Origin of the sequence: Acinetobacter celticus, from assembly GCF_001707755.1 — a bacterium.
GTDB lineage: Bacteria > Pseudomonadota > Gammaproteobacteria > Pseudomonadales > Moraxellaceae > Acinetobacter > Acinetobacter celticus.
Genome location: NZ_MBDL01000008.1, coordinates 146,464 through 170,475, shown reverse-complemented (window position 1 = coordinate 170,475; position 24,012 = coordinate 146,464). Strand labels below are relative to the sequence as shown.

The 24,012-nt window shown below is 39.1% G+C and carries 18 protein-coding genes and 1 pseudogene; 13 read left to right on the top strand and 6 right to left on the bottom strand.

What is annotated here, in order from left to right:
* Window positions 1-4: 4 nt before the first annotated feature.
* The 3 genes from BBP83_RS05000 to proB all read left to right on the top strand — a co-directional run bounded on the left by BBP83_RS05000 (window position 5) and on the right by proB (window position 3,059).
* Window positions 5-367: a winged helix-turn-helix transcriptional regulator gene (locus BBP83_RS05000; RefSeq protein ID WP_068886313.1), complete on the top strand. Its 363-nt coding sequence runs from the start codon at window positions 5-7 to the stop codon at window positions 365-367.
* Between the two features lie 315 nt (window positions 368-682).
* Window positions 683-1,897 (top strand): Obg family GTPase CgtA, encoded by a 1,215-nt coding sequence (gene cgtA / locus BBP83_RS04995; protein ID WP_068886312.1) that lies wholly within the window; start codon window positions 683-685, stop codon window positions 1,895-1,897.
* Window positions 1,898-1,925: 28 nt separating this feature from the next.
* Window positions 1,926-3,059 carry a glutamate 5-kinase gene (gene proB, locus BBP83_RS04990; protein ID WP_068886311.1) on the top strand — a complete coding sequence of 378 codons (1,134 nt, stop codon included), beginning with the start codon at window positions 1,926-1,928 and terminating at the stop codon, window positions 3,057-3,059.
* A gap of 267 nt (window positions 3,060-3,326) precedes the next feature.
* Here the strand turns inward: proB and BBP83_RS04985 are convergent, their stop codons facing one another.
* Window positions 3,327-3,923: a phosphatase PAP2 family protein gene (locus BBP83_RS04985; RefSeq protein ID WP_068886310.1), complete on the bottom strand. Its 597-nt coding sequence runs from the start codon at window positions 3,921-3,923 to the stop codon at window positions 3,327-3,329.
* 290 nt (window positions 3,924-4,213) lie between these two features.
* Window positions 4,214-4,918 (bottom strand): SIMPL domain-containing protein, encoded by a 705-nt coding sequence (locus tag BBP83_RS04980; RefSeq protein WP_068886309.1) that lies wholly within the window; start codon window positions 4,916-4,918, stop codon window positions 4,214-4,216.
* Window positions 4,919-5,393: 475 nt separating this feature from the next.
* Here BBP83_RS04980 and BBP83_RS04975 point away from each other — a divergent pair, with 475 nt between their 5' ends.
* The 3 genes from BBP83_RS04975 (at window position 5,394) to BBP83_RS04965 (ending at window position 9,835) form a co-directional block, all read left to right on the top strand.
* Window positions 5,394-6,767 carry a diaminobutyrate--2-oxoglutarate transaminase gene (locus tag BBP83_RS04975; protein ID WP_068886308.1) on the top strand — a complete coding sequence of 458 codons (1,374 nt, stop codon included), beginning with the start codon at window positions 5,394-5,396 and terminating at the stop codon, window positions 6,765-6,767.
* Between the two features lie 3 nt (window positions 6,768-6,770).
* Window positions 6,771-8,303: a pyridoxal phosphate-dependent decarboxylase family protein gene (locus BBP83_RS04970; protein ID WP_068886307.1), complete on the top strand. Its 1,533-nt coding sequence runs from the start codon at window positions 6,771-6,773 to the stop codon at window positions 8,301-8,303.
* A gap of 173 nt (window positions 8,304-8,476) precedes the next feature.
* The gene (locus tag BBP83_RS04965) at window positions 8,477-9,835 is read left to right on the top strand and encodes an MFS transporter (protein WP_068886306.1); all 1,359 of its coding nucleotides are present in this window, start codon (window positions 8,477-8,479) and stop codon (window positions 9,833-9,835) included.
* A 147-nt stretch (window positions 9,836-9,982) separates the two neighbouring features.
* On the opposite strand, the pseudogene iaaH reads toward BBP83_RS04965, so the two are convergent.
* Together iaaH and BBP83_RS04955 are read right to left on the bottom strand one after the other, a co-directional pair.
* Window positions 9,983-11,441 (bottom strand): annotated as a pseudogene (gene iaaH / locus BBP83_RS04960) (indoleacetamide hydrolase).
* A 68-nt stretch (window positions 11,442-11,509) separates the two neighbouring features.
* Complete coding sequence (locus BBP83_RS04955) at window positions 11,510-12,241, bottom strand: response regulator transcription factor (protein ID WP_068886305.1); 732 nt, start codon at window positions 12,239-12,241, stop codon at window positions 11,510-11,512.
* Window positions 12,242-12,869: 628 nt separating this feature from the next.
* On the opposite strand from BBP83_RS04955, the gene BBP83_RS04950 reads away from it, so the two are divergent.
* The 7 genes from BBP83_RS04950 (at window position 12,870) to BBP83_RS04920 (ending at window position 21,865) form a co-directional block, all read left to right on the top strand.
* On the top strand, window positions 12,870-13,895 hold the full coding sequence (locus BBP83_RS04950) for a substrate-binding domain-containing protein (protein WP_068886304.1): 1,026 nt from the start codon (window positions 12,870-12,872) through the stop codon (window positions 13,893-13,895).
* A 101-nt stretch (window positions 13,896-13,996) separates the two neighbouring features.
* Window positions 13,997-15,376, top strand: a complete 1,380-nt coding sequence (gene pstC / locus BBP83_RS04945; protein ID WP_068886303.1) for a phosphate ABC transporter permease subunit PstC — start codon at window positions 13,997-13,999, stop codon at window positions 15,374-15,376.
* Complete coding sequence (gene pstA, locus BBP83_RS04940) at window positions 15,376-16,767, top strand: phosphate ABC transporter permease PstA (RefSeq protein ID WP_068886302.1); 1,392 nt, start codon at window positions 15,376-15,378, stop codon at window positions 16,765-16,767. The genes pstC and pstA overlap by 1 nt, the downstream gene beginning before the upstream one ends.
* A 13-nt stretch (window positions 16,768-16,780) precedes the next feature.
* A complete protein-coding gene (gene pstB, locus BBP83_RS04935) occupies window positions 16,781-17,707 on the top strand; it encodes a phosphate ABC transporter ATP-binding protein PstB (RefSeq protein WP_068886301.1) in 927 nt (308 codons plus the stop codon).
* Between the two features lie 101 nt (window positions 17,708-17,808).
* Window positions 17,809-18,435 carry a hypothetical protein gene (locus tag BBP83_RS04930; protein WP_068886300.1) on the top strand — a complete coding sequence of 209 codons (627 nt, stop codon included), beginning with the start codon at window positions 17,809-17,811 and terminating at the stop codon, window positions 18,433-18,435.
* Window positions 18,436-18,517: 82 nt separating this feature from the next.
* Complete coding sequence (sohB, locus tag BBP83_RS04925) at window positions 18,518-19,480, top strand: protease SohB (protein ID WP_068886299.1); 963 nt, start codon at window positions 18,518-18,520, stop codon at window positions 19,478-19,480.
* A gap of 189 nt (window positions 19,481-19,669) precedes the next feature.
* Complete coding sequence (locus BBP83_RS04920; RefSeq protein ID WP_068886298.1) at window positions 19,670-21,865, top strand: Ig-like domain-containing protein; 2,196 nt, start codon at window positions 19,670-19,672, stop codon at window positions 21,863-21,865.
* 24 nt (window positions 21,866-21,889) lie between these two features.
* On the opposite strand, the gene BBP83_RS04915 is transcribed toward BBP83_RS04920, so the two are convergent.
* Together BBP83_RS04915 and purB are read right to left on the bottom strand one after the other, a co-directional pair.
* A complete protein-coding gene (locus BBP83_RS04915) occupies window positions 21,890-22,528 on the bottom strand; it encodes a DUF2238 domain-containing protein (RefSeq protein ID WP_068886297.1) in 639 nt (212 codons plus the stop codon).
* Between the two features lie 80 nt (window positions 22,529-22,608).
* On the bottom strand, window positions 22,609-23,997 hold the full coding sequence (gene purB / locus BBP83_RS04910) for an adenylosuccinate lyase (RefSeq protein ID WP_068886296.1): 1,389 nt from the start codon (window positions 23,995-23,997) through the stop codon (window positions 22,609-22,611).
* Between the last annotated feature and the right edge of the window lie 15 nt (window positions 23,998-24,012).

Here is a 24,012-nt window from a genome sequence, read left to right as displayed (position 1 = left end):
ATTAATGAGTACATATGCTTCAAGTAAATTATTGGGTCAGATTTTATCGGCCAATTGTCCATCTCGTGAAATTTTAGAACACATCACCAGTAAGTGGGCAGTTTTGGTTTTGCGCTGTTTGAGTGATGGTGTCCATCGCTTCAGTGAACTAAAACAGCGTATTGATGGGATTAGTGAAAAAATGCTGGCTCAAACCTTAAGAACGCTAGAGCAAGATGGCTTTCTTTTAAGAACGGTTTACCCTGTTGTGCCACCAAAAGTGGAATATCAACTTACCATAACAGGTTCACAGGCGGCAGAAAAAGTCATGTATTTGGTGGGGTGGATTGAAACCAATTTACCTGAAATTTTAGAGCAGAAAGGCTAATCTTTAGCTCATAATAATTGCCAAAAATAAAATGTCATTCAAAAAAAACGGTTGCTTGTTGCGCATAATTTATTTGATGGAATGATGTTTAAACGTGCAATTTGGCAAAATATAAAAATTGCCATTTTGAAAAAATACAGCCAAAGACCATATATTTTTAATGCGTTATCTTAAATTCAGCCTTGTTTGCCTAAAAAGGTGGTCATGAAAATGGAAAAAATGCAAATACTCAGCATTTGCTCGATAATTCTATTCGAGAAATTCTTTAAAATATGGCAGAATATACGGTTTTAAAGTTTTTAGAGGATTGGCAATATGCGCTTTGTTGATGAAGCAGTCATTACCGTAGAGGCTGGCGACGGTGGCAATGGCGTTGCCAGTTTTCGCCGTGAAAAATTTGTACCGTTTGGTGGCCCAGATGGTGGCGATGGCGGTCGTGGAGGCAGTGTTTATGTCCAAGCAAGTGACGACTCTAGCACCCTAGTAGATTATCGTTATACACGTAGATTCCGTGCAGAGCGTGCGAAAAATGGTCGCGGTGCAAACTGTTCAGGCCGTGGCGGTGAAGACGTTATATTATGGGTTCCAGTTGGAACAACAATTGTAGATATTGAATCGGGCGATATCATTGGCGATTTAGTCGCCGACGGGCAACGCGTACTTGTGGCGGCAGGCGGTGATGGTGGATTGGGTAATACTCATTTCAAATCATCAACGAACCGTTCACCACGTAAATGTACACATGGTGCAAAAGGCGAGTTTCGTGAAATTCGTTTAGAACTTAAAGTTCTTGCAGATGTTGGTTTATTGGGTATGCCAAATGCGGGTAAATCGACATTTATTCGTGCAGTATCGGCAGCTAAACCAAAAGTAGCAGATTATCCATTTACTACAATGGTGCCTAACTTGGGCGTGGTCGATGCCGATCGTTACCGTTCATTTGTCATGGCTGATATTCCTGGACTGATTGAAGGGGCTTCAGAGGGCGCGGGCTTAGGTATTCGCTTCTTGAAGCATTTGGCACGTACCCGTATTTTACTTCACATTGTGGATGTTCAACCGATTGATGGTTCAGATCCTGCACATAATGCAAAAGCAATTTTGGCGGAGTTAGATAAATTCTCTCCAACTTTAGCAAAACTGCCAATTGTATTGGTGTTGAACAAACTTGACCAATTAGATCCATCGACTCAAGAAGAATGGTGTAATCACCTTCTTGAAGAAATGGACTGGAAAGGCCCTGTATTCAAAACTTCAGGCTTGCTTGAAGAAGGGACTAAACCTGTTGTTTATTATCTAATGGATCAAATTGAACAACAACGCGAACGTGAAGTTGAAGATCCTGAATACGCTGCAGAAATGAAAGCATTCCGTGATCAGCTTGAGGCAGAAACACGCGAACAAACTATTGCAGCGAAAGAAGCGTATCGTGAAATGCGCCGTCAGCAACGTCTTGAAGGTCTATTGGACGATGATGAAGACGACGAAGAAGATGACGATATTGATGTGGAAGTGCACTACGTACGTTAAGCTCTGAAGAAGAGTTATTGGGGACAAGATGATAGAAGTGGTAGGTGGGCAACGTCAGCTCAAGGATTGTAAACGAATCATTGTTAAGATCGGATCATCTTTACTCACAGCAAATGGCAGAGGTCTAGATCTGGATGCAATTTCGCATTGGGCGAAACAAATTGCAGATCTTCACAATGCCGGACATGAGATTATTCTTGTGTCTTCTGGTGCTGTGGCTGAGGGTATGGTTCGAATGAAACTTGAGAGCCGACCCACCGATCTACCCAGTCTTCAAGCGTGCGCAGCCATTGGTCAAATGGGTTTAATTCAAACGTGGTCTAGTGTGTTAGAAAAACATGCGATTCAAACAGCCCAAGTTTTATTAACCCATGATGACTTGGCTGATCGTCGACGTTATTTAAATTCATGTGATGCTTTGCAACACCTAATTGACTGGCGTGTTATTCCTGTCATTAATGAAAATGACACAGTATCGACTGACGAAATTCGTTTTGGTGATAACGATACTTTGGCCGCTATGGTTGCAGGTCAGGTGCATGGTGATTTACTTATCATTTTAACTGACCAGCAAGGGATGTTTGATTCAGACCCACGCTCTAATCCGAATGCGAAATTGTTTCATACTGTTCGCGCATTAGATGAAAGCTTGTTTGATATGGCAGGTGGTGGCGGTAAATTTGGTCGTGGTGGTATGTTGACCAAAGTACGTGCAGCACGCTTGGCAGCAAAATCAGGTTGCCCAACATTAATTGCGAGCGGTGAGAGCGACAATGTCCTGTCGCGCTTAATGGCGGGCGAATTATTGGGTACATTGTTTATTACCGATAATGACCGTATGACAGCGCATCAGCAATGGCTGGCAGCACATTTGCAAACAGCAGGCCGTTTAGTCATTGACGATGGTGCTGTAAAAGCCATTAAAGACAATCATCGTAGTTTATTGCCTGTTGGTGTTCGCGCTGTAGAAGGGCATTTTGAACGTGGTGATGTGGTTGAATGTGTCGATCGACAAGGTGGCCGCGTTGCTGTAGGTCGGGTGAATTTTAGTTCACGTTCTGCAGATATTGTGAAAGGTTTAGCATCTGATAAAGTATATCAAGTCTTGGGTGAGGCACGTTCATTGGAAATGATTCACCGCAACCATATGGCAATTTATTAATTGAATGTATGATTTTAAGAACAGCCTTTCGGGGCTGTTTTTTTTTGTATACAATTAATATTGAATAAAATAATTACGCATACAGAAAGTAGTAAAAAATGCTTTTTAAAGAGAGGGAAGCTAACGCATTTATAACGTGCAGATGAATATAATAAAATATCTGTATTAAATATGCATTTAACCTGAAATCGCTGAGCTATTTTTATAGATTAAATGATCTCTAGATACTTAAAAGCCACCCTAAAAGCAGTTTTTAAGTATGTGGTTTTATTTTATAAAACCTTTTTGAATTAATGAATGAAATAGCTTTTCATAAAGAAATAACACCCATTTCATGAGTTGTTCTTTGTATGTATTCCATAAGGTGAGGCCAGAGGCATTGACGATAAATGCCAATAAAAATGCACCAAACATATCTATTGGAAAATGCACGCCAACATATACCCGTGCCCAAGCAACCAGCCATGCAACAGCAATTAAGAATTTACCAATCTGTCGCTGTTCAGAAAAATAGTAAGCAAATGCAATACTACTGAAAATAGTCATATGATTACTTGGAAACGAGCCAGTTGGTTCATGTTGAATGAGCGTTTGTCCAACGTCCATGACAAATGGCCGTGGTGTATGTAATACAGCAGACAAAATTTCACTGATGGCTAATGTAATGCAGGTAAAAACAAAGGCTTTTAAAATCTGTTTTTTAACCTGATAGCCACCACGCAACCAGAGCACAGCAAAAATAAGCAACGTGAGATAAATTAAATCATGGGCAGCAAATACAGCATAGTGCACCATAAATGAAGATGCTTGATCAGGCGCATTTAATATATTAAATAAATATAAATTTAAGCTGTCTAGGGACATAATAAAGTGACGGAATAATTAAAAAAACTGAGATGGAATTTAGCAAACTAGCCGTTGTACTGTGTAAATAAATGCAACCAAACTGAAATATTTGATGATATGAAGAAAAAATACCAAGAAAGATCGATTTTGAATTTTTCAGTACATCAATTTAAATTCCTGTCACAGCGCGAAGTTTAACTTTTATAAATAGCAATCATTATTGTTTATAATGGTGTGATTCGAAGTTTTTATAGCTGTTCAAAAGTAAAAAACCATGCATGAGCATGGTTTTTTACTTCATTTAGCCATTATTTAAATTGAATGGTGCCATTCGCATTAACTGAAATTTTAGACTCACCACCTGACACATTTTGTGCGTCTGCCATTTCTGGGGCTGCAGAGAATTTGGCCATGCTGGCACGCATCATCGGTTGTGGGAAGTAATTGTTGGTATTTAAGTTTAAATTTACCAAGTTATAGCCAGACTTATTCCATGCAGCAGTCAGCATTTGCGCACGTTGCTGAAAATTCTTAGAAGCCTCAACCATCAACTCATTTTCAACTTTTTTACGCTGCGCATCAGACACAGTAAAATTAATTGATTGAGTTTGGAAATCTTGCTGAAGTTCACCGACCAATTGGCTCGTTGCTTTAAAGTCGGTACTTTCTAGACGAATTTCTGCACGGCCACGCCATTCTTTTAGTTTCTGATTGTCATTGTCGTAAATAGGATAGGTGTTTTGTGTGCCAGTTTCAATTTTGACTTGAGGATATTTTTTAGCAAGGGCGGTGGCTTTATTCATCAGCTGAGTGATGTCGGCTGCGAGCTGAGCGGGCTGTTTATGGCTTTTTTCAATATATAAAACGGCATGCATTTCATCATTAGAAATTTGGCGCATCGCTTCAGCTTGAATATTGACTACATTGTAGTTTAAGGCGTTATCTGATTGTGCAAAAACAGAGCTTGAAAATGCAGTGGCAAGAACGAGAGATGAAAGAATTAAATTACGCATGAATTATACCTGTTGTTATTTATAAAGAGGGTGAGTTGAGATTAGAAAAATACTAATCGGTTTTTGTGGGGAATTTAAGAAATAATTGTGTTTGCTTTGTAAGAAAATCGTATAAATTGGTTTCACATAATATTTATTAAGTCTATATTTTTTATAGCTTTAAATAAGTATTAAGATTCACTTTACAATAAAACAGCGATTATTTTCAAAAAAATATAAGTGGATGGTTTTCTTTATGCTGTCACACTGTAAGATAATAATTCGATCTATGATCTAGGCTGAGATATTTTTTTGATCAGCTTCGGGTGGATAAACGCATAAAATTTGTTTATTTTATTGAAAACTTCTGTATCATCCGCCCTTTAGTTATGACCAACATATAAACAGTCTAACTAGATTTATAAAGCACCGAGTCAAAGGACCGCAAGTCACCCGACTTATTTCTTTCAACCCATATCAGAGATGGTAATTCGATATGAGCGTTTCTTCTGTAAATCCTGCCCCTAATTCTACTAACGAATACTATTTGACTCGCCAAAGCCAGATGGAATCGAATGTTCGTAGCTACCCACGTAAATTACCGTTGGCAATAGCAAAAGCTTTAGGATGTTGGATTACTGATGTTGAAGGTACAGAGTACCTCGATTGTTTAGCTGGGGCAGGAACATTGGCATTAGGCCATAATCATCCTGCGGTCATCCAAAGTATTCAAGACACTTTAGCAAGTGGTCTTCCTTTACATACTTTAGATTTAACAACGCCTTTAAAAGATGCTTTTACTGAAGCACTACTTGAGCAATTACCTGGTGGTAAGGCTGAGTATTGTTTGCAGTTTTGTGGCCCATCTGGTGCAGATGGTACAGAAGCAGCAATTAAATTAGCAAAAACCTACACTGGTCGTAGCACAGTAATCAGCTTCTCTGGCGGTTACCATGGTATGACGCATGGCGCTTTGGCAATGACAGGTAACTTGTCTGCCAAAAATGCGGTGAATGGTTTAATGCCAGGTGTTCAATTTATGCCCTATCCGCATGAATACCGTTGCCCATTGGGTCTTGGCGGTGAAGCGGGTGTGGATGCTTTAACCTATTTCTTCGAAAACTTTATTGAAGATGTAGAAAGTGGTGTAACCAAGCCTGCAGCTGTAATTCTTGAAGCAATTCAAGGTGAAGGCGGTGTGGTCACTGCACCTGTGAAATGGTTAAAGAAAATTCGCGAAGTCACTGAAAAACACAACATTGTGTTGATTCTGGATGAGGTTCAAGCTGGTTTTGCACGTTCAGGTAAAATGTTTGCCTTTGAACATGCAGGAATTGAGCCTGATGTGATTGTGATGTCGAAAGCGGTAGGTGGTAGCTTACCTCTAGCTGTGCTTGGTATTAAACGTAAGTTTGATGCATGGCAACCTGCGGGTCACACGGGCACTTTCCGTGGTAACCAATTGGCAATGGGTACTGGTCTTGCAACCATTAAAACCATCCAAGAACAAAATCTTGCACAAAACGCCCAAGAACGTGGTGATTTCTTACAAGCTGAATTTAAAAAATTAGCAGTAGAGTTTCCATGTATTGGTAACGTCCGTGGCCGTGGCTTGATGCTGGGTGTAGAAATCGTTGATGAGCGCCAAAAAGCAGATCACATGGGGTCATTACCAGGTGATTCTCAATTGGCAGCAGCGATTCAAACGGCTTGTTTCGATAACAAATTATTGTTAGAGAAAGGTGGTCGTAACGGTACAGTGATTCGTTTACTTTGCCCACTCATTATTACGCATGATGAATGTGTTGAAGCTGTTTCTCGCTTCAAGAAAGCAATTGCTGAAGCACTTGTTGCAACTCGAGGCGTATAACACATGGTAGATTTTGCAGAACACCGTAAGGCGTTACTCTGCAATGATGCTGCATCTATTGCTGACTATGAGTCGGCAATGGGTGAAGCGACTAAAGCAGTCGCAGCATGGTTGCAAAACGATAAAATGTATACAGGCGGTAGTATTAAAGAATTGCGTGAGGCAATTGCTTTTAATCCGTCAAAACAAGGTCTAGGCGTACAAAAGTCGCTAGATCGTATGGTTGAGCTTTTCCTCAATAAAAGCTTGAAAGTACATCATCCGCATTCACTTGCACATTTGCATTGTCCGACTATGGTGACTAGCCAAATTGCAGAAGTGCTGATTAATGCGACCAATCAATCAATGGATTCATGGGATCAAAGCCCAGCGGGTTCATTGATGGAAGTGCAGTTAATTGACTGGTTGCGTCAAAAAGTAGGCTATGGTGCAGGTCAGGCAGGTGTATTCACTTCTGGTGGCACGCAGTCTAATTTGATGGGCGTATTGCTTGCACGTGATGCCTGTATTGCGAAAAACTGGAAAGACGAAAACGGCAAACCGTGGTCAGTTCAGCGTGATGGCGTGCCTGCGGATGCAATGCGTAACGTCAAAGTGATTTGTTCTGAAAATGCACATTTCTCTGTGCAAAAGAACATGGCGATGATGGGCATGGGCTTCCAATCTGTGGTGACTGTTCCTGTGAACGACAATGCACAGATGGACGTGGTTGCTTTAGAAAAAACAATGGCACACCTTCAAGCGGAAGGCAAAATCGTGGCATGTGTGGTTGCAACTGCGGGTACAACCGATGCAGGCGCGATTGACCCATTGAAAGAGATTCGTGAAGTCACCAATAAATATGGCGCGTGGATGCACATTGACGCAGCATGGGGTGGTGCTTTAATTTTATCGAATGATTTCCGTGACATGTTAGATGGAATTGAACTTTCTGATTCGATCACGCTTGATTTCCATAAGCATTATTTCCAAACCATTTCGTGTGGCGCGTTCTTGTTGAAAGACGAAGCGAATTACCGTTTCATGCATTATGAAGCTGAGTATTTAAACTCGGCTTATGATGAAGAACACGGTGTGCCGAACTTGGTGTCTAAGTCATTACAAACCACACGTCGTTTTGATGCGTTGAAATTGTGGATGACCATCGAATCATTAGGTGAAGAACTTTATGGTTCAATGATTGATCATGGTGTGGTACTAACACGTGATGTTGCAGCGTATATTGATGCAACTGACGGTTTAGAAATGTTGATTGATCCACAATTTGCTTCGGTATTGTTCCGTGTGATTCCTGAAGGTTATCCAACAGAATTGCTTGATACACTGAATCAAAACGTGGCAGACGAGTTATTTGCACGTGGTGAAGCGAATATTGGTGTGACAAAAGTGGGTCAAAATCAATCATTGAAAATGACCACTTTAAGCCCTGTTGCAACTTTAGATAACGTGAAAAATTTGCTTGCATTGGTGCTTGCAGAAGCGGATCGTATTAAATATGCCATTGCTGATGGTAGCTATGTGACTGCGCTTGATTAATTTCTAATTGATTTGCATGTATATTGAAAGAGGCCGTCAGGCCTCTTTTTTATTGGGTTCATTTAAAAAAAAGTTCGTATCAGTTTAAGTATGCAAACATACTTTAGCAGTCATTGATCATTTTGTAATATCTTTCTAAAGTAGTGGTTATTAAGGATGATAGAGATAATTGGATGGAGCAAGTTGTAAAAGAACAATCAGTCATAAAATCGGTGATTGATCGTAATATTTCAGGCTTTCAGTGGCGGGTCATATTACTTTGTTTTGCTATCGCATTATTTGATGGTTTTGATACACAAGCTGTTGCTTTTACCGCTCCAGCGTTATTGGAACATTTTAATTTAAAAGCAGGCGCTTTAGCACCTATTTTAACGGCGGGTATCATTGGTATGACCATTGGTGCCATGTGTCTAGGTATTTTGGGCGACAAACTTGGGCGTAGAAAAACGTTACTGTTTTGTGTGACGATTTTTTCAGTCTCGACACTGCTCACTGCTTTTGTAAATCATGTCGATCAAATTTTTATTCTTCGGATTATTGCGGGGCTAGGAATGGGCGGTGCAACTCCCGTTTTATTGGCTTTGGCTGCAGAATATTCCCCGCAAAAATATAAAGGTACGGTGACTACTTGTGTGCTACTTGCATTGCCAGCAGGAGCAATGATTGGTGGTTTGTTGGCTGCTAAAATTTTACCTCTATGGGGCTGGCAAGGAATTTATTTGATTGGTGGCATACTACCATTGCTTCTTTTGGTACTCTTATATTTTGCCTTGCCTGAATCTTTAGAATATTTAGCGCAAAGTAAAAAAAGCAATGCGAAGCAGAAAATAGAGGCCGTCCTTGAGCGTATGACAACGAAAAAAGTCACGATTTCAGATCAGGACTTGGCTTTATTGAGCCCAGTTCGTACTGAAAAAATGCACCTTTCAATGTTGTTTCAAAATGGTTTAGGACGAACCACAATTGGTGTCTGGGGTGTGTATTTCTTTAACTGGATTGCATGGTTTATGTTGCTTTCTTGGTTGCCAACCATTTTGAAACAAGCAGGATTGGCACCAGATCAAGCACCCTATGCATCTGTAACAGTAAATGCGGCTTTTATTTTATTTGCATTACCGCTGGCCTATTTTTTACCAAAGTTAAATACAGCAAAAATTTTGGCTTTCATGGTCGTTGTTGGCTTAGGGGTTGTTGTTGGTTTGGGTTCACTCATTGAAACACAACAATGGACATATATATTTTTGTTAATTGCGCTGGCAGGTTTTGGTGTGGGCGGACAACAATTGGCTTTAAATTATTTAGTGGTAGATGCATATCCTGCATCAGTCAGAGCGACAGCAACGGGTTGGGCTATTGGTATGGGCCGTTTCGGTGCAATTATTGGCTCTGCTATTGGTGGGATTATTCTGAGTGAATTTGGTGTTTCTGGTTATTTCTATGCACTGGGTGTACCACTCATTGTCGCGTTAATATGCATTGTATTAATCAAAGACCAAAAGCGGAAGATCGATCAGCATATTACAGCTCACTAAAATTGAACGATAAAAAGGGAGATCATTTGATCTCCTTTTTTATTTTGGGATTTTAATCCATTTAGCTAGGTTTTATGTGCCATAACACAGTCTTTTTTATGAGAAGAAGTATCAAAAATGATGGTTTTCATACTCCTCTAATAAAGATTAGCTTTGTAAGTTTTTAAATATCGCTTCTAACGTTGCCCCTATAGCAAGTAATTCACTATCTGTATGAGGTAAACCATCTATTTCAAGTGCGATAGGCAAATTGGATTTAAATGAACTTTCTATAGGTAAACTCAGCCCTGGAAGTCCAATATTACTGCCTGGATCGGTATTGCGAACCAGAGCCTGAAAATTTTCAATTGAACTAACTTGGTCACTTGCAAGTGGTGCAACAATGGGAGAAGTAGGAAAGATCAAAGCATTTAAACGATGTTCTTTAAATGCTTTTTCATAAATAGAAAGTAACTGCGGTCTGGCTTCTGTTATGGCTTTTTGGTACAAGGGTAAAACAGGTACAAGATGTCCTGTATGATCTGCAATTAATTCTGGAAGAATATTTTGCTGAAATAAAGCTTGAACATCAGGGCTGGAAATCTGATCTACTATAGATTCAATCGTAATATTTGTATGGTTTTTTAGATATTGGATAAGATCATATTTACCTTCGTGTATGACTACTGGAAATGAAATACTGTGATTAAGTTGTTCAAGTTCAGGCAGTTCTACTGGGATGATTTCAACTCCAGCAGTTTTTAAATACTCTAGGGCAATATGTGCCTGATGATTAACCTCTTCATCTAAATGATTCCAAAAATATTGATTTATTCCCAGTCTAATTTGCTGTGCGGGTATTGGTTTTTTGTATGTCTTGCTGTGTAATCAAATGATCAATCAAAATAATATCGGCTACGGTGTGTGCCATAGGGCCAGCTGTATCACGCGTATGTGAGATAGGTGTAATTCCAACTTGAGAATATCGTCCTGTTGTTGGACGGAATCCTACACATCCATTTAAAGCACAAGGTAATCGAACCGAAGCTCCAGTATCTGTTCCAATTGCAATGGGAACCATTCCTGCAGCAACTGCAACAGCACTTCCAGATGATGAACCACCAGCAATATGGCGTGGGTTTTTCGCATTTCGTGTGCCTATAACGCCATCAACATGCATTGCTGAATTATAGCCTGTTACTCCAAATGCCAATTCATGCATATGAGCTTTGCCTACAATAATTGCCCCATGGTCAATCAGTTTTTGAATAATCGGAGCAGAAGTCTTGGGTCTAAATTGAGCTAAGGCAGGTGTGCCTGCGCTATTTGGAAAGCCTGAAACATGAATGTTATCTTTCACTGCAATCAAAACACCCATTAAAGCAAGGGAAGCTTTGCCTTCAAGAATGTGTTTGTCCCAATATTGCGCTTGCTCTAGTGCTGCATTTTTATCAACTGTAATAAAGGCATTCAATGATTGTTGCTGTTCTATATTAGAAAAATACAAATGAACCAATTGTTCACATGTAATTTTTTTATCTCGAACCAATATTGTAATTTCACTTGCAGATAAGTTAAATAAATCAAGTGACTGAATTAAATGTGTTTTTTCATTAATAATTGACATGAAGACTTAAAATCCGTTTAAGCTGTTATGTAAACAATTTAATACAGTTATAAAGCAGATCTATATCCTCAAAATTGAGGATTGAATGAATGTTGAATCAGTAAAGCCATTTCTGTTCGATTATTACAACCAATTTTTTTCATTGCATTTTTTAGATGTGTTCTTACTGTGGTAAAGCTGATATCGAGTAAGTTTGCTACATCTTTGTCGCTTAAACCTTTACAAACTAACGTCACTACGTCTTGTTCACGTGGCGTTAAAGAATAGCGTGTAGAAAGGTCGAAGGGCAGTGCTTTACTTAGATAAGGCTCAAGCAGATTTAAGATTCTTTTTTCGCGTTCACCGAACATGACAGAATCTTTGGCACGCCAAATACGAAAATCACCAACATCAATTTTATTACGAATAAAATATACATTTAACCCGTGATATAAACCATGAGGCTGTAGAAATTCATTGTAATACATGGTTTTTTTTAGATCGGTCAAAGAAATAACTTCATTCACAAAGGTCGGTTTTTGTCGTTCACGAAGTGGCAAGGTAATAGGGTCATTATATTGCCAAATATGTTCGTATTCTTGAATGGCTTTTTGGTCAATTCTCCACATAATGCCTTGTTTTGATAAATTATGCTTTGCATCCCAAATATATGAAGCCGCGAAATCAGCTCGAAGTAAAGTTGCAGTATCTGCAATGATATTTTCACGTAAATAGGGCTGACCGTTTTCAGACCCAAGTTTCCACAAGATTTCAGCAAAAAGTTGAAGTTCCAAAGAGGTTAAATCATGTTCTAAAAGCACGGCTATACTCTATGTATAAACAGACTGGATAATTTATAAACATTACATGATCGGGACACGAAAAACATAGAATTTTATACACGATCTCGTTTAATTAGGGTTTTATTAATTTTTATTGTTTAACCCATTTTCATTTCATTAATATATATCAATTTGTAGTGTAGCCTTTAATACAGTTTTGAAGATAGGTGGTTAAATTATTGATTTATATATTTATTCAGCAGGCTGAAAGAGATGTGGAAATCAGTAAAGCGAATCAACGAAATTCCTAACGAAGGTTGTATTACGAAGCTAAAAATTCAATAGGATGGTTTTATAATGATAAATCACATTTAATTAAATTGTTTATTGTGCCTTTATTTGATTGGCATAAAGGCAGATTTGTAAATGCTTGAATAGTGAGTCAGAACATGATCAGAAGAACGATAAACAGACTTTGAATTAGAGTAGAAAAATGGAATCTAAATTTTTGATTGGTTAAACAAGCTGGTGGCTAAACATCATGAAATCGTCATAAAGCTGTAACTTATCTGTCATATTCTGAAATCAAAATGCACATATCGAAATAAGTACAAAACTTAATAAAAAGTGGCGTACTCCTATATTGCATCAAATAAGAGAGATGAGAATGCGCTTAACTAATATGGCACTTGCGTTTGCACTAACTGGAGCAGTTGTCGCAACAACTGCAAATGCTGCTCGTGACACAATTCAAATTGCAGGTTCTTCTACGGTATTGCCATATGCAAGTATTGTTGCTGAAGAATTTGGCAACACTTTCCCACAATTTAAAACACCCGTTGTCGGTTCTGGCGGGACTTCAGGTGGTTTAAAACAGTTCTGTAATGGTGTTGGCGACAACACGATTGATATTGCAAATGCATCTCGTAAAATTAAAGATACCGAATTAGCAGCATGTAAAAAAGCAGGCGTAAATCAGGTTTTAGAAGTTAAAATAGGTTATGACGGTATTGTATTTGCGTCAAACTCGAATAAAGCGGCATATAAATTACGTCCACAACACGTATTTGCTGCTTTGGCTGCAGAGCTTCCATCCAATGGTAAAATGGTTGCAAACCCATATACACGTTGGAATCAAATTGACAAAGCATTACCAAATGAACCCATTACTTTAGTTATTCCTGCATCTAACCACGGTACACGTGAAGTGTTCCAAGAAAAAATGGTTGAAGCGGGTTGTGAAACTTACGACGCTTTTGCGAAACTAGATAAAGATGCACAGAAAAAAGCATGTTCTACTTTCCGTAAAGATGGCCGTGTGATTGAAATTTCTGGCGATTACACAGAAACATTGGCTCGCTTAAAAACATCTCCTAGCGCAGTAGGTGTATTTGGCTTAGGTTTCTATGACCAAAACCGTGACAAATTACGTGTAGCGACAGTAAACAATGTAGCACCTTCTGAAAAAACCATCTTAAATGGTTCTTATCCAGTCTCTCGTCCATTGTTCTACTACGTGAAAGGTGAGCATTTAAAATCGATTAAAGGCTTACAACAGTACACAGAATTTTTCTTAAGCAAGAAAGTATCTGGTAAAGGTTCTAAGTTAGAAAAAGCAGGACTAATTTCAATGTCTGATAAAGAACGTGCACAAGTTTTAGCGAACTTTAAAGCAGGCAAAGCAGTTAAATAAGAATATGAAAGAGCCAATGGTAGGGTGATCCTGCCTTTGGCTTTTTGTAAAGAAACAAAGTTTTTTCAAATAATGAAAATTGAAAAAACAGTGGAGAATACATGAATCTACTGCTTATAGGTGTTTTACTGGCAATTATTGCCATAGCCTATCAAATTGGTTTAACCAAAAGCCGTAAATTAGCAGGCAAGGGAAATAACTCTGCAATGCTACATTCGCGACCAGGTTATTATGGCGCCTTGGTTGCACTTTGGTGTGGGATCCCAGCTTTTTTAATTTTGATTGTTTGGAATATTGTTGAACCTAATATTTTAAAGCAAGTTGTTTTAAATAATGTGCCTGAACAAATTAAGGCAACGCTTGACCCTGCAAGTATTGGTGTTTTGGTCGATCGCGTACAGGCAATTGCATCAGGTTTTGGTGTGAGTGATAAGCCTGCTAGCTATGAATTGGCTGCTGCACAGCAACTTGCAAAATTTGAAAGTATTGCCAATTTTGCAAAACTGGCCGTAGTCATTTGTGTGGCCTTACTTGGTTTAATTTGGGCTAAACGTCGTGTCGCACAGCAATACCGCGCACGTAACCAAGTTGAAAAAATCATGAACATTGCTTTAGCGCTATGTTCTGGTGTGGCTATTTTGACGACCATTGGCATTGTGATGTCAATGTTTAGTGAAGCTATGCGCTTCTTTAGTTTTGTCAGTCCACTCGATTTCTTCTTTGGCACGGTATGGAACCCCGGTTTTAGCACCTCTGGTAGTGCAGAAGGCAGTTACGGCTTACTCCCATTGTTGTGGGGCACCTTAATGGTCAGCGGTATTGCACTTTTAGTGGCCGTACCAGTGGGGTTAATGATAGCCATCTATTTGGCTGAATATGCTTCTTCGCGTTTTCGTTCTTGGGCTAAGCCAGCCATTGAAATTTTGGCGGGTATTCCAACTATTGTTTATGGTGTTTTTGCCTTAATGATTATTGGCCCATTTATGAAAAATATGGGAGCGTATATTGGCTTAGAAATTAACGCGACCAGCGCACTGACGGCTGGTTTTGTCATGGGCATTATGATTATTCCATTTGTCTCGTCATTGTCAGATGACATTATTACCCAAGTCCCTCGTTCACTGCGTGATGGTTCATTAGGTTTGGGCGCGACAAAGTCTGAAACCATTCGTCAGGTGGTGATTCCTGCGGCTCTTCCAGGGATTATCGGTGCATTCTTATTGGCAGCCTCGCGTGCCATTGGGGAAACCATGATTGTGGTGTTAGCCGCAGGGAACAGTCCATTGTTGCATATCAACCCGCTTGAAGCGGTTTCAACCGTTACCATTACCATTGTGAACCAATTAACAGGGGATACAGATTTTGCTAGCCCGCAAGCGTTGGTGGCATTTGCACTGGGTTTAACCTTGTTTGTAATTACTTTAGGCTTGAATATTGTGGCGCTTTACATCGTGCGCAAATACCGTGAGCAATACGACTAATGAGTACTTCAAATACATCATCTATAGATCAAGCATTAGACCCTCGGGCCGCAGCTGAACTACGCGAAAAGCGGAAAAAAACCATTGAAAGCTCTTTGGCGAAACGTCATCGTAAAGAAAAAACATTTCGAATTTTTGGTTTCTCAGCGGTCATTGCAGGGCTATTCTTCGTTGCGCTGTTGTTTGGCAGTATTTTAGCGAAAGGCTTACCTGCATTTTGGCAAAGCAGTATGACGGTTCCAGTGTATTTTGATCCATCGATTATTAATGCAGGCCCGAAACCGACTCAAAAAGCAGGGGAATCTCCTGCGCATTATCAGGAACGCTACATTGCATGGCAAACTGAAATGGGAATGGTGGATTGGGATGCGTTGATTGTGAATGGTTTAATTGCCAAAGATAAAGCACTCGAAGCCAAACGCGATGATTTAACCTCTTTGTATACCAGTTCTGAATCTTACCGTTTACGCGATATGGTTTTTGCAGATCCATCGTTGATTGGTAAAAGAGAAGAGATTAAAGTGCTTGCCGATGCCAATGTAGATGTGTGGCTTGCTGGTAATATTGATCGTTCTTTACCAGATGATCAGCAACAATTAAGCCCAGAAGTTCGTCAATTGGCAGATCAGTTAAAAGCACAAGGCATTATTAACAATACATTTAACACCAATATTTTTACGAGCCCAGACTCACGCAGCTCGCCTGCAACTTCTGGCTTGGCTGGTGCAATCATGGGCTCATTGTTCATGATGATGATTGTCATCTTAATCTCTATTCCTATTGGTGTTGCATCAGCAATTTACTTAGAAGAGTTTGCACCAAAAAATTACATTACCGATATTGTTGAAGTCAATATTAATAATTTGGCAGCCGTTCCTTCAATTGTCTTTGGTTTGTTGGGTGCTTCGATCTTTATTGGTTGGATGCATATGCCACTTTCTGCGCCATTGGTTGGTGGCTTGGTTTTAAGTCTAATGACATTGCCAACGGTGATTATTACCACGCGAGCTTCACTTAAAGCTGTGCCACCGTCTATTCGTCAAGCGGCTTTAGGTTTAGGTGCATCGCGCTTACAAACGGTATTTCACCATGTCCTTCCTTTAGCGCTACCGGGTATTTTAACCGGTGCAATTATTGGCGTAGCACAGGCTTTAGGTGAAACAGCCCCATTATTACTGATTGGTATGAGTGCATTTGTTGCCAGTGTACCCGCAACTCCTTTAGATCAATCCACTGCATTGCCTGTACAGATTTTCTTATGGCAAGGCAATGAATTACGTAACTTCTTTGAAGGCCGTACAGCGGCTGCCATTATCGTACTTCTTGCAATCATGATTGGCTTAAATAGCTTGGCTATTTGGTTACGCAAAAAATTTGAAGTGCGCTGGTAATTGAGAGCATGATATGAATACTGTAACGGCAACATCAAAAATGAATTCCTTAGATCAGGATAAATCAGTGAATCCAGAGCAAAAACAATTTACCGCCTCTCCAGAAGAGCAAAAACAGACAGCAACTTCTTTTGTCTCTCAGTTCGATACACAGTCGAGCAATAAAAAAGATGCGAAGTCGAAAAATGTAAAATTGAGCACGACGGATGTGCATGTTTACTATGGCGAAGCTGAAGCGATTAAAGGCATTGATATACAAGTTTATGAAAATGAAGTCATTGCTTTTATTGGGCCGTCGGGTTGTGGTAAATCAACGTTCCTTCGTACCCTGAACCGCATGAATGACACGATTGATTCATGTCGTGTAACAGGCAAGGTGATGTTGGATAATCAAGATATCTATGATCCAAATCTGGATGTGGTTTTACTTCGTGCACAGGTAGGTATGGTTTTTCAAAAGCCCAATCCATTTCCGAAGTCCATTTTTGATAACGTGGCTTATGGCCCGAAATTGCATGGTTTGGCACGTGATAAATATGACATGGAAGAAATTGTTGAAAACAGTTTGCGTAAAGCAGGTTTGTGGGACGAAGTAAAAGATCGTTTAAACCAACCGGGTACGGGGTTGTCGGGTGGTCAGCAGCAACGTTTATGTATTGCGCGTACCATTGCGGTGAGCCCTGAAGTTATTTTAATGGATGAACCTTGTTCAGCATTAGATCCAATTGCGACGGCTAAAATTGAAGAGCTCATTTCAGAATTATCAAATCAATATACCATTGCGATTGTGACGCATTCTATGCAACAGGCAGCGCGTGTCTCTGACCGTACAGCTTACTTCCATTTGGGTGATTTAATTGAAGTGAACTCCACTGAAAAAGTCTTTACGCAACCCGATCATCAATTGACGGAAGCCTATATTACAGGTCGTTTTGGTTAATATATCAATCTAATTAAAAAGAAAAAAATAGTATAAACAGGGCCTTAGCGCTCTGTTTTTTTGTTATAATTTATGCATAAAAATTTTAATTTAAAAAATGAATGATTGAAAATAAACAACAAGCCAAAATTGCGCAAAAAGCACAAAGGGATTTATATCAGGCTCTATTGGGCACACCGTATATTGCAGAATATCTGGCGGTGGTTTTGGTGTTGACGAGTGTTGTTTTGGCCATATTCATACCGTATGAGGGTTGGTTTCCCACTTCACGTAGTGAAGGAATGACAAATTATCATCGCTGGTTATATGATCAATTTGTCATCATTTCATGCATGATCGGGCCAATTTTGTATTACATATTGCAAAGACAAAAGCAGCATGTTGTTGTACGCCAGCAATGGCGAAGCTATATTCAGGCACAAGCTATCTTCAAAATGCATCGAATTCAGAAGGCAATACAGCAAGGTAAAAAACCTTTGATACAAAGTCGTGGGGCTGAAATAGCCGTCATTTTATTTATGTTGATGATCTTTATTTTAATGTACTCAGTGTTGGTGCCAAATCCATCTGCTCGACGCGGTCAGTTTTTTATTCAAACATGGTGGCCCATTAATGCTGGCTTCATCGGGCTTTTATACTATATAAACTTCTGGTTGTATTTACGCTTATTTGCAGTTAACGATATTGAAAAGCAATACACTTTATTGCAACGAAGAAAGTCAGGCTAAGATGCAAAACTGCTATTGAAAAAAGATGCAATTGACCTAATCTAGCTTTTAAGCACAGATTAAATTCGAGAAAATAAATTATATGTTATTTCATACAACTAAGTTACCTGCTGAAATTCGCATTCATCATTTGAATGCTCGTATTAACGAACAAAGAAAAAAAATTGCTCAAACAACAAGCTCAAAACTTGAGTTGCTTCAATTGGCGCAACAATTATCGAAAGAAGCCCGTGCACGCAGAAAAACCAATCAAAAAGTTTATGTATTGGATTTTAAAGGCGATACAGCTGCCTCGGCGGTTGAGCACCTACGCGAAGAAATTACTTTAATTTTAGCCACAGCGAAAGCAGGCAAAGACCGTGTGGTACTGCGTTTGGAAAGCCCCGGTGGCATGGTACATGGCTATGGTTTGGCTGCGGCGCAATTGGTGCGCTTACGTGATGCAGGTTTTCAGTTAAGTATTTGTGTCGATAAAGTGGCAGCCAGTGGTGGCTACATGATGGCATGTATTGGCTCAGAAATTATTTCTGCACCATTTGCAGTGGTTGGTTCAATCGGCGTGGTTGCACAAGTACCTAATTTTAATCGTTTATTGAAAGAAAAACACATCGACTTTGAACTCTATACAGCCGGTCAGTTCAAACGTACAGTAACCATGTTTGGCGAAAATACCGATGAAGGCAAAGCAAAATTTGAAGAGGAATTGCAACAAACGCATAACCTGTTTAAGCATTTCGTTTCGAAATATCGCCCTCAATTGAATGTTGATAAGGTGGCAACAGGTGAACATTGGTATGGTCAAGATGCTTTGGACTTGAAACTTGTAGATCAATTACAAACTTCAGATGAATTCGTATTGAACTTATTGCCTCAGCATGATGTTTATGTAATTGAAACCCGTAAAAAGCCAACTTTGGGTGAGAAATTAGGTTTACAAGCAGCACAAATTGCAGATTCGTTGGTTCCAACAGTCATGCATAAAGTCATAGAAACCTTAAGCCAAGCCAACTCAAGCTTAATACAAATACGTGATCCGAAATTATAAATAGTTTTTAAATAGCAGAATAAAAAGGTCAGTATTTACTGGCCTTTTTTTTGGCCAAGTATTTATTTAATACATTATTTTTCATGTTTTTAATTGTACCATTTGCATTGTTTTGTTAAGTTAGCCATAAGAAATAAAATAAGTTTTTTATTCTTTAGAAAACTAAAAAATTAGGATATTGAGGGAAAAATGACAAGAATCGTCGTTATTGCAAAAGCAAGTCAAGCTGTATTAAAAGACACTCAAGCATCAAAAATAAATTTAATGCAACCCTCATATGTGCAAGTTGCTATTAGTAAAGAGGACGTAGCTTCTCTGACACGTTCTGGAAATAATTGTATTATTCTTTTAAAAAATGGCCAAAAAATTATTATTGAAAATTTCTTTGTCGAAGGAATTGAGGAAAGTCATACACTTTTATTTTATGGAGAGCACAGTGAATATGCATTGGCTGAGTTTGATATTAATGGCACATTTATCGATTACACTCCTGTAAATGAAAATCTTCAAATTATCAATTCAGCTACAAGTACAACCGTTAGCGCTGCACAACAGACAGCAGTGAATACGGGAAATACACTTGAAGATGATTCTCCCTCTCTTTTAAAGGCAGGTTTAGGTCTACTTGCCGCAGAGGGATTGTATTTGTTGGCATTTAATAAAGATGATGACAAGGAAAGTGATCATAAAAATACTGATATTGTTGCACCAGCGACGCCAAAAGGTAGTCTAGATAATGAAGGGAAAGTACTTTCAGGTACAGCTGAAGCAAATGCCATAATTTATATTACAGATTTGAAAGGAAATATTCTTGGAAAAGCGACTGTCGGGAGTGATGGGAGTTATAAAATTATACTAGACCATGCAATTACAGATGGCACTAAAGCAATCGTTTATGTTGTTGATCAAGCAGGTAATAAATCTAAAGGAATACTCATAACAGGTAATAAAGATACCATTGCCCCCGATGATGCAAATGCACAAGTTAATGAGTCGGGTAACATTGTTTCAGGTTATGCAGAAGCTGGTGCGAAAGTTTATCTTTATGCCGCGGATGGGACGACCATCATTGGTGGCCCAGTTTTGGCTGCTTCAGATGGAAGTTTTAGTATTCCTGTTAGTCCTGCATTAAAGTCGGGTGACACAGCAAAAGTTATCGTTGAAGATGGCGCTGGCAATCGTTCGGACGGAAGTACTGTTGAATTTGGTAAAGATACTTTAGCGCCAAATCAACCACAATTTGAAGTCACTGAAGATGGTCGTTTAGTAAAAGGAAAGGCTGAACCCCATTCAAAAATTACAATCACCGATGTGAATGGAAAACCTATTGGCACAGCTGATGTAGATGGTCAAGGTAATTTTGAAATCGCACTTAATCCTGCATTAGCGAAGGGCGATAAAGCCAGTATTTCTGCCGAAGACACAGCTGGTAATAAATCTAAACTTGTGGATATTGTTGCAGGTCAGGATAATATTGCACCAGAGGCTCCAACAGCTATATTGAATACCGATGGTACTGAGGTGAGCGGTAAAGCTGAGCCTGGTTCAAAAATTGAAATTCGAAGTAAAACAGATGGTAGTTTATTGGGCTCAGGCACAGTAAAAGAGGATGGAACCTATATCATCAAGCTATCACCTGCATTGACTGATGATACAGTTGCTAACGTTTATGCTTATGATCCATCTGGAAATCAGTCTAGCCCGAGTGAAATAAAAGGAACTAAGGATACAAAAGCACCTGCTGTACCAGATTTACCGAATGTATATGATGATACTGGCGAAAGTAAATCAGTCATTAAGTCTGGTGAAACCACCAAAGACGGTACTCCAATTTTTGAAGGAAAGGGGGAGGCAAATGCCACTATTACCATTTATGAAAATGGGATAGCTGTTATAATAGTTAAGGTTGATGCAAAAGGTAAATGGACTTATACACCTGAAAGCGATTTACCCCCAGGTAAATATAGCTATGCATTTAGCCAAACAGACTCAGCAGGAAACCCAAGCGCTAAGAGTGGTACATTTGAATTTACTGTTGATGTTGCAGAAACAGATGTTGATTTAGCGCAAAATGATGTTGTTTCTACTCAATTTATGCAATTGAGTGAATTATTAATCATCGCATCTTCTCAGCCTAAACAGACAATGGTTGAGGAAGTAAAATTCAATATTCAATCACTGTTAAATGAAAATGTTGTAGACCATGCTGAAATTGATCTAGGTTCATTGAATATTGATGCATTATTGATTGAAGAACTGGCTAAGCCATCAGCAGAATTTTCTAGCTCTCAAATGATAGAACAAGTGCAGACGTTGGATTCTGTACACTCAAATATTCGACTAGACTTAGATGAATTACAGCATCAAAGCTACATTCTGCTCTAAATAAAACGATTTGATTAAAAGCACTCAATCGAGTGCTTTTTTCTGCCCTGTAATGAGTAGAAAGATACCCGTGATCATGGCACCGACTGTCGCGAGTAACATATCTTGATGAGCATCCCAGATGTCTCCTTGTTGTCCATTATAGTTTTCTGCATCTTCAGGAGATAAACCCATCGCAATCCACCATTCAATCCATTCATAGACCAGGCTACTTGCCATAACAAATTGAATAACCAACAGAAAAACTGTGAATGGTTTTAATGTAGATAACCAGACTTGGAATAAGCGGTAGAAAAAAGGATATAACAATACGCCATAAGCAAAATGAACTAAACGATCGTACATATTACGTGTCCAGCCCATTGTTTGATTGAGATCAAAATTGAAATATTGAATGAGCCATTCGTTATAAGGCACATAAGAATATAAATAGTGCGCGCCAACAATGTGAATGAGTAAAAAGCCAATGTACAAAGTAAAACTATAAAAGTTGAGACCAATTTTTTTAAAACAAATGAATAGGGCAATCAGCATCAATACTGTACCAATCTGATGCAGTATATAAGAGGATAGTTCGAGCGGTTGAATACTTGCAATGATAATGGCAAGGACTAAAAAACCTAAAAGAAGCCAGTGTTTTACGCTGAATTGGGATTCAATCATTTTGTTATTTTCGACTATAAAGTATTGGAATGATAATAAAAAAGCGAAGCCGGAGCTTCGCCTTTTAGTTTAAAGACGAATTAAATTTTCGCAATTAAATCTTTAATTTGTTTTGCTTGCTCAGCTGCATTACCTGTATAAGTTGCAGGTGTCATTATCGCAAGACGCGCACGATCCACAGCAGGAACAGCTTCAAGTTCTGTACCATTCACAAAATCAACCATCATGTCACGTGTCATGGCTTGACCACGAGTCAGAGCTTTTAATTTTTCGTATGGTTTTTCTACGTTATAACGACGCATAACGGTTTGAATCGGTTCAGCTAGAACTTCTTGAGCATGGTCAAGGTCTTCGGCAATGCGAACAGCATTTAGCTCTAATTTACCAATACCTTTAGAGCAGGCTTCAAAAGCAATTAAACTTTGCGCAAAACCAACACCCATGTTACGAAGAACAGTAGAGTCAGTTAAGTCACGCTGCCAGCGAGAAATAGGTAGTTTTTCACCCAAGTGTGCCAATACAGCATTGGCAAGACCTAAGTTCCCTTCAGAGTTTTCAAAGTCAATTGGGTTGACTTTATGTGGCATAGTTGAAGAACCCACTTCGCCATCTTTTAAACGTTGTTTGAAGAAACCTAAAGAGATATAACCCCAAACGTCACGGTTAAAGTCGATCAAAATCGTATTAAAACGACGTAATGCATCAAAAAGTTCCGCCATGTAGTCATGTGGTTCAATTTGTGTGGTGTACGGGTTGAATTCTAAACCTAAAGATTCTACAAACGCTTGTGAATGTGCAGGCCAGTCAATATCTGGATAAGCAGAGTAATGTGCGTTGTAGTTACCAACCGCACCATTAATTTTGCCTAATAATTCAACTTGTTTGAATTGTTTGATTTGGCGTGCAAGACGATAAGCCACGTTTGCCATTTCTTTACCCAATGTAGTTGGGCTTGCAGTTTGACCATGTGTACGAGACAACATAGATTGATCAGCATGAGTTTCAGCCAAAGCAACAATTGAATCGATAATGTGTTGCATTGACGCTACTAAAACTTCACGGCCATTTTTCAACATTAATGCATGAGACAAGTTATTGATGTCTTCAGATGTACATGCAAAGTGAATGAATTCACCTGCATTTTTTAATTCATCAATGTGTGCAATTTTTTCTTTCAGAAAATATTCAACTGCTTTCACATCGTGGTTGGTGGTACGTTCAATTTCTTTAATGCGATTCGCATCTTCTTCAGAAAAATCAGTAACAATTGCATCAAGTGCAGTATTTGTGTCAGCACTAAATGCAGGTACTTCAGAAATTTCTGGACGGTTTGCAAGCGCTTGCAACCAACGTACTTCAACAGTCACACGAGCATGGATTAAGCCAAACTCAGAAAGGAAAGGGCGCAAAGCATCACATTTGCTAGCGTAGCGACCATCTAATGGTGAGAGTGCGGTTAAAGCGTTCATAGCGATTCCTTAAAC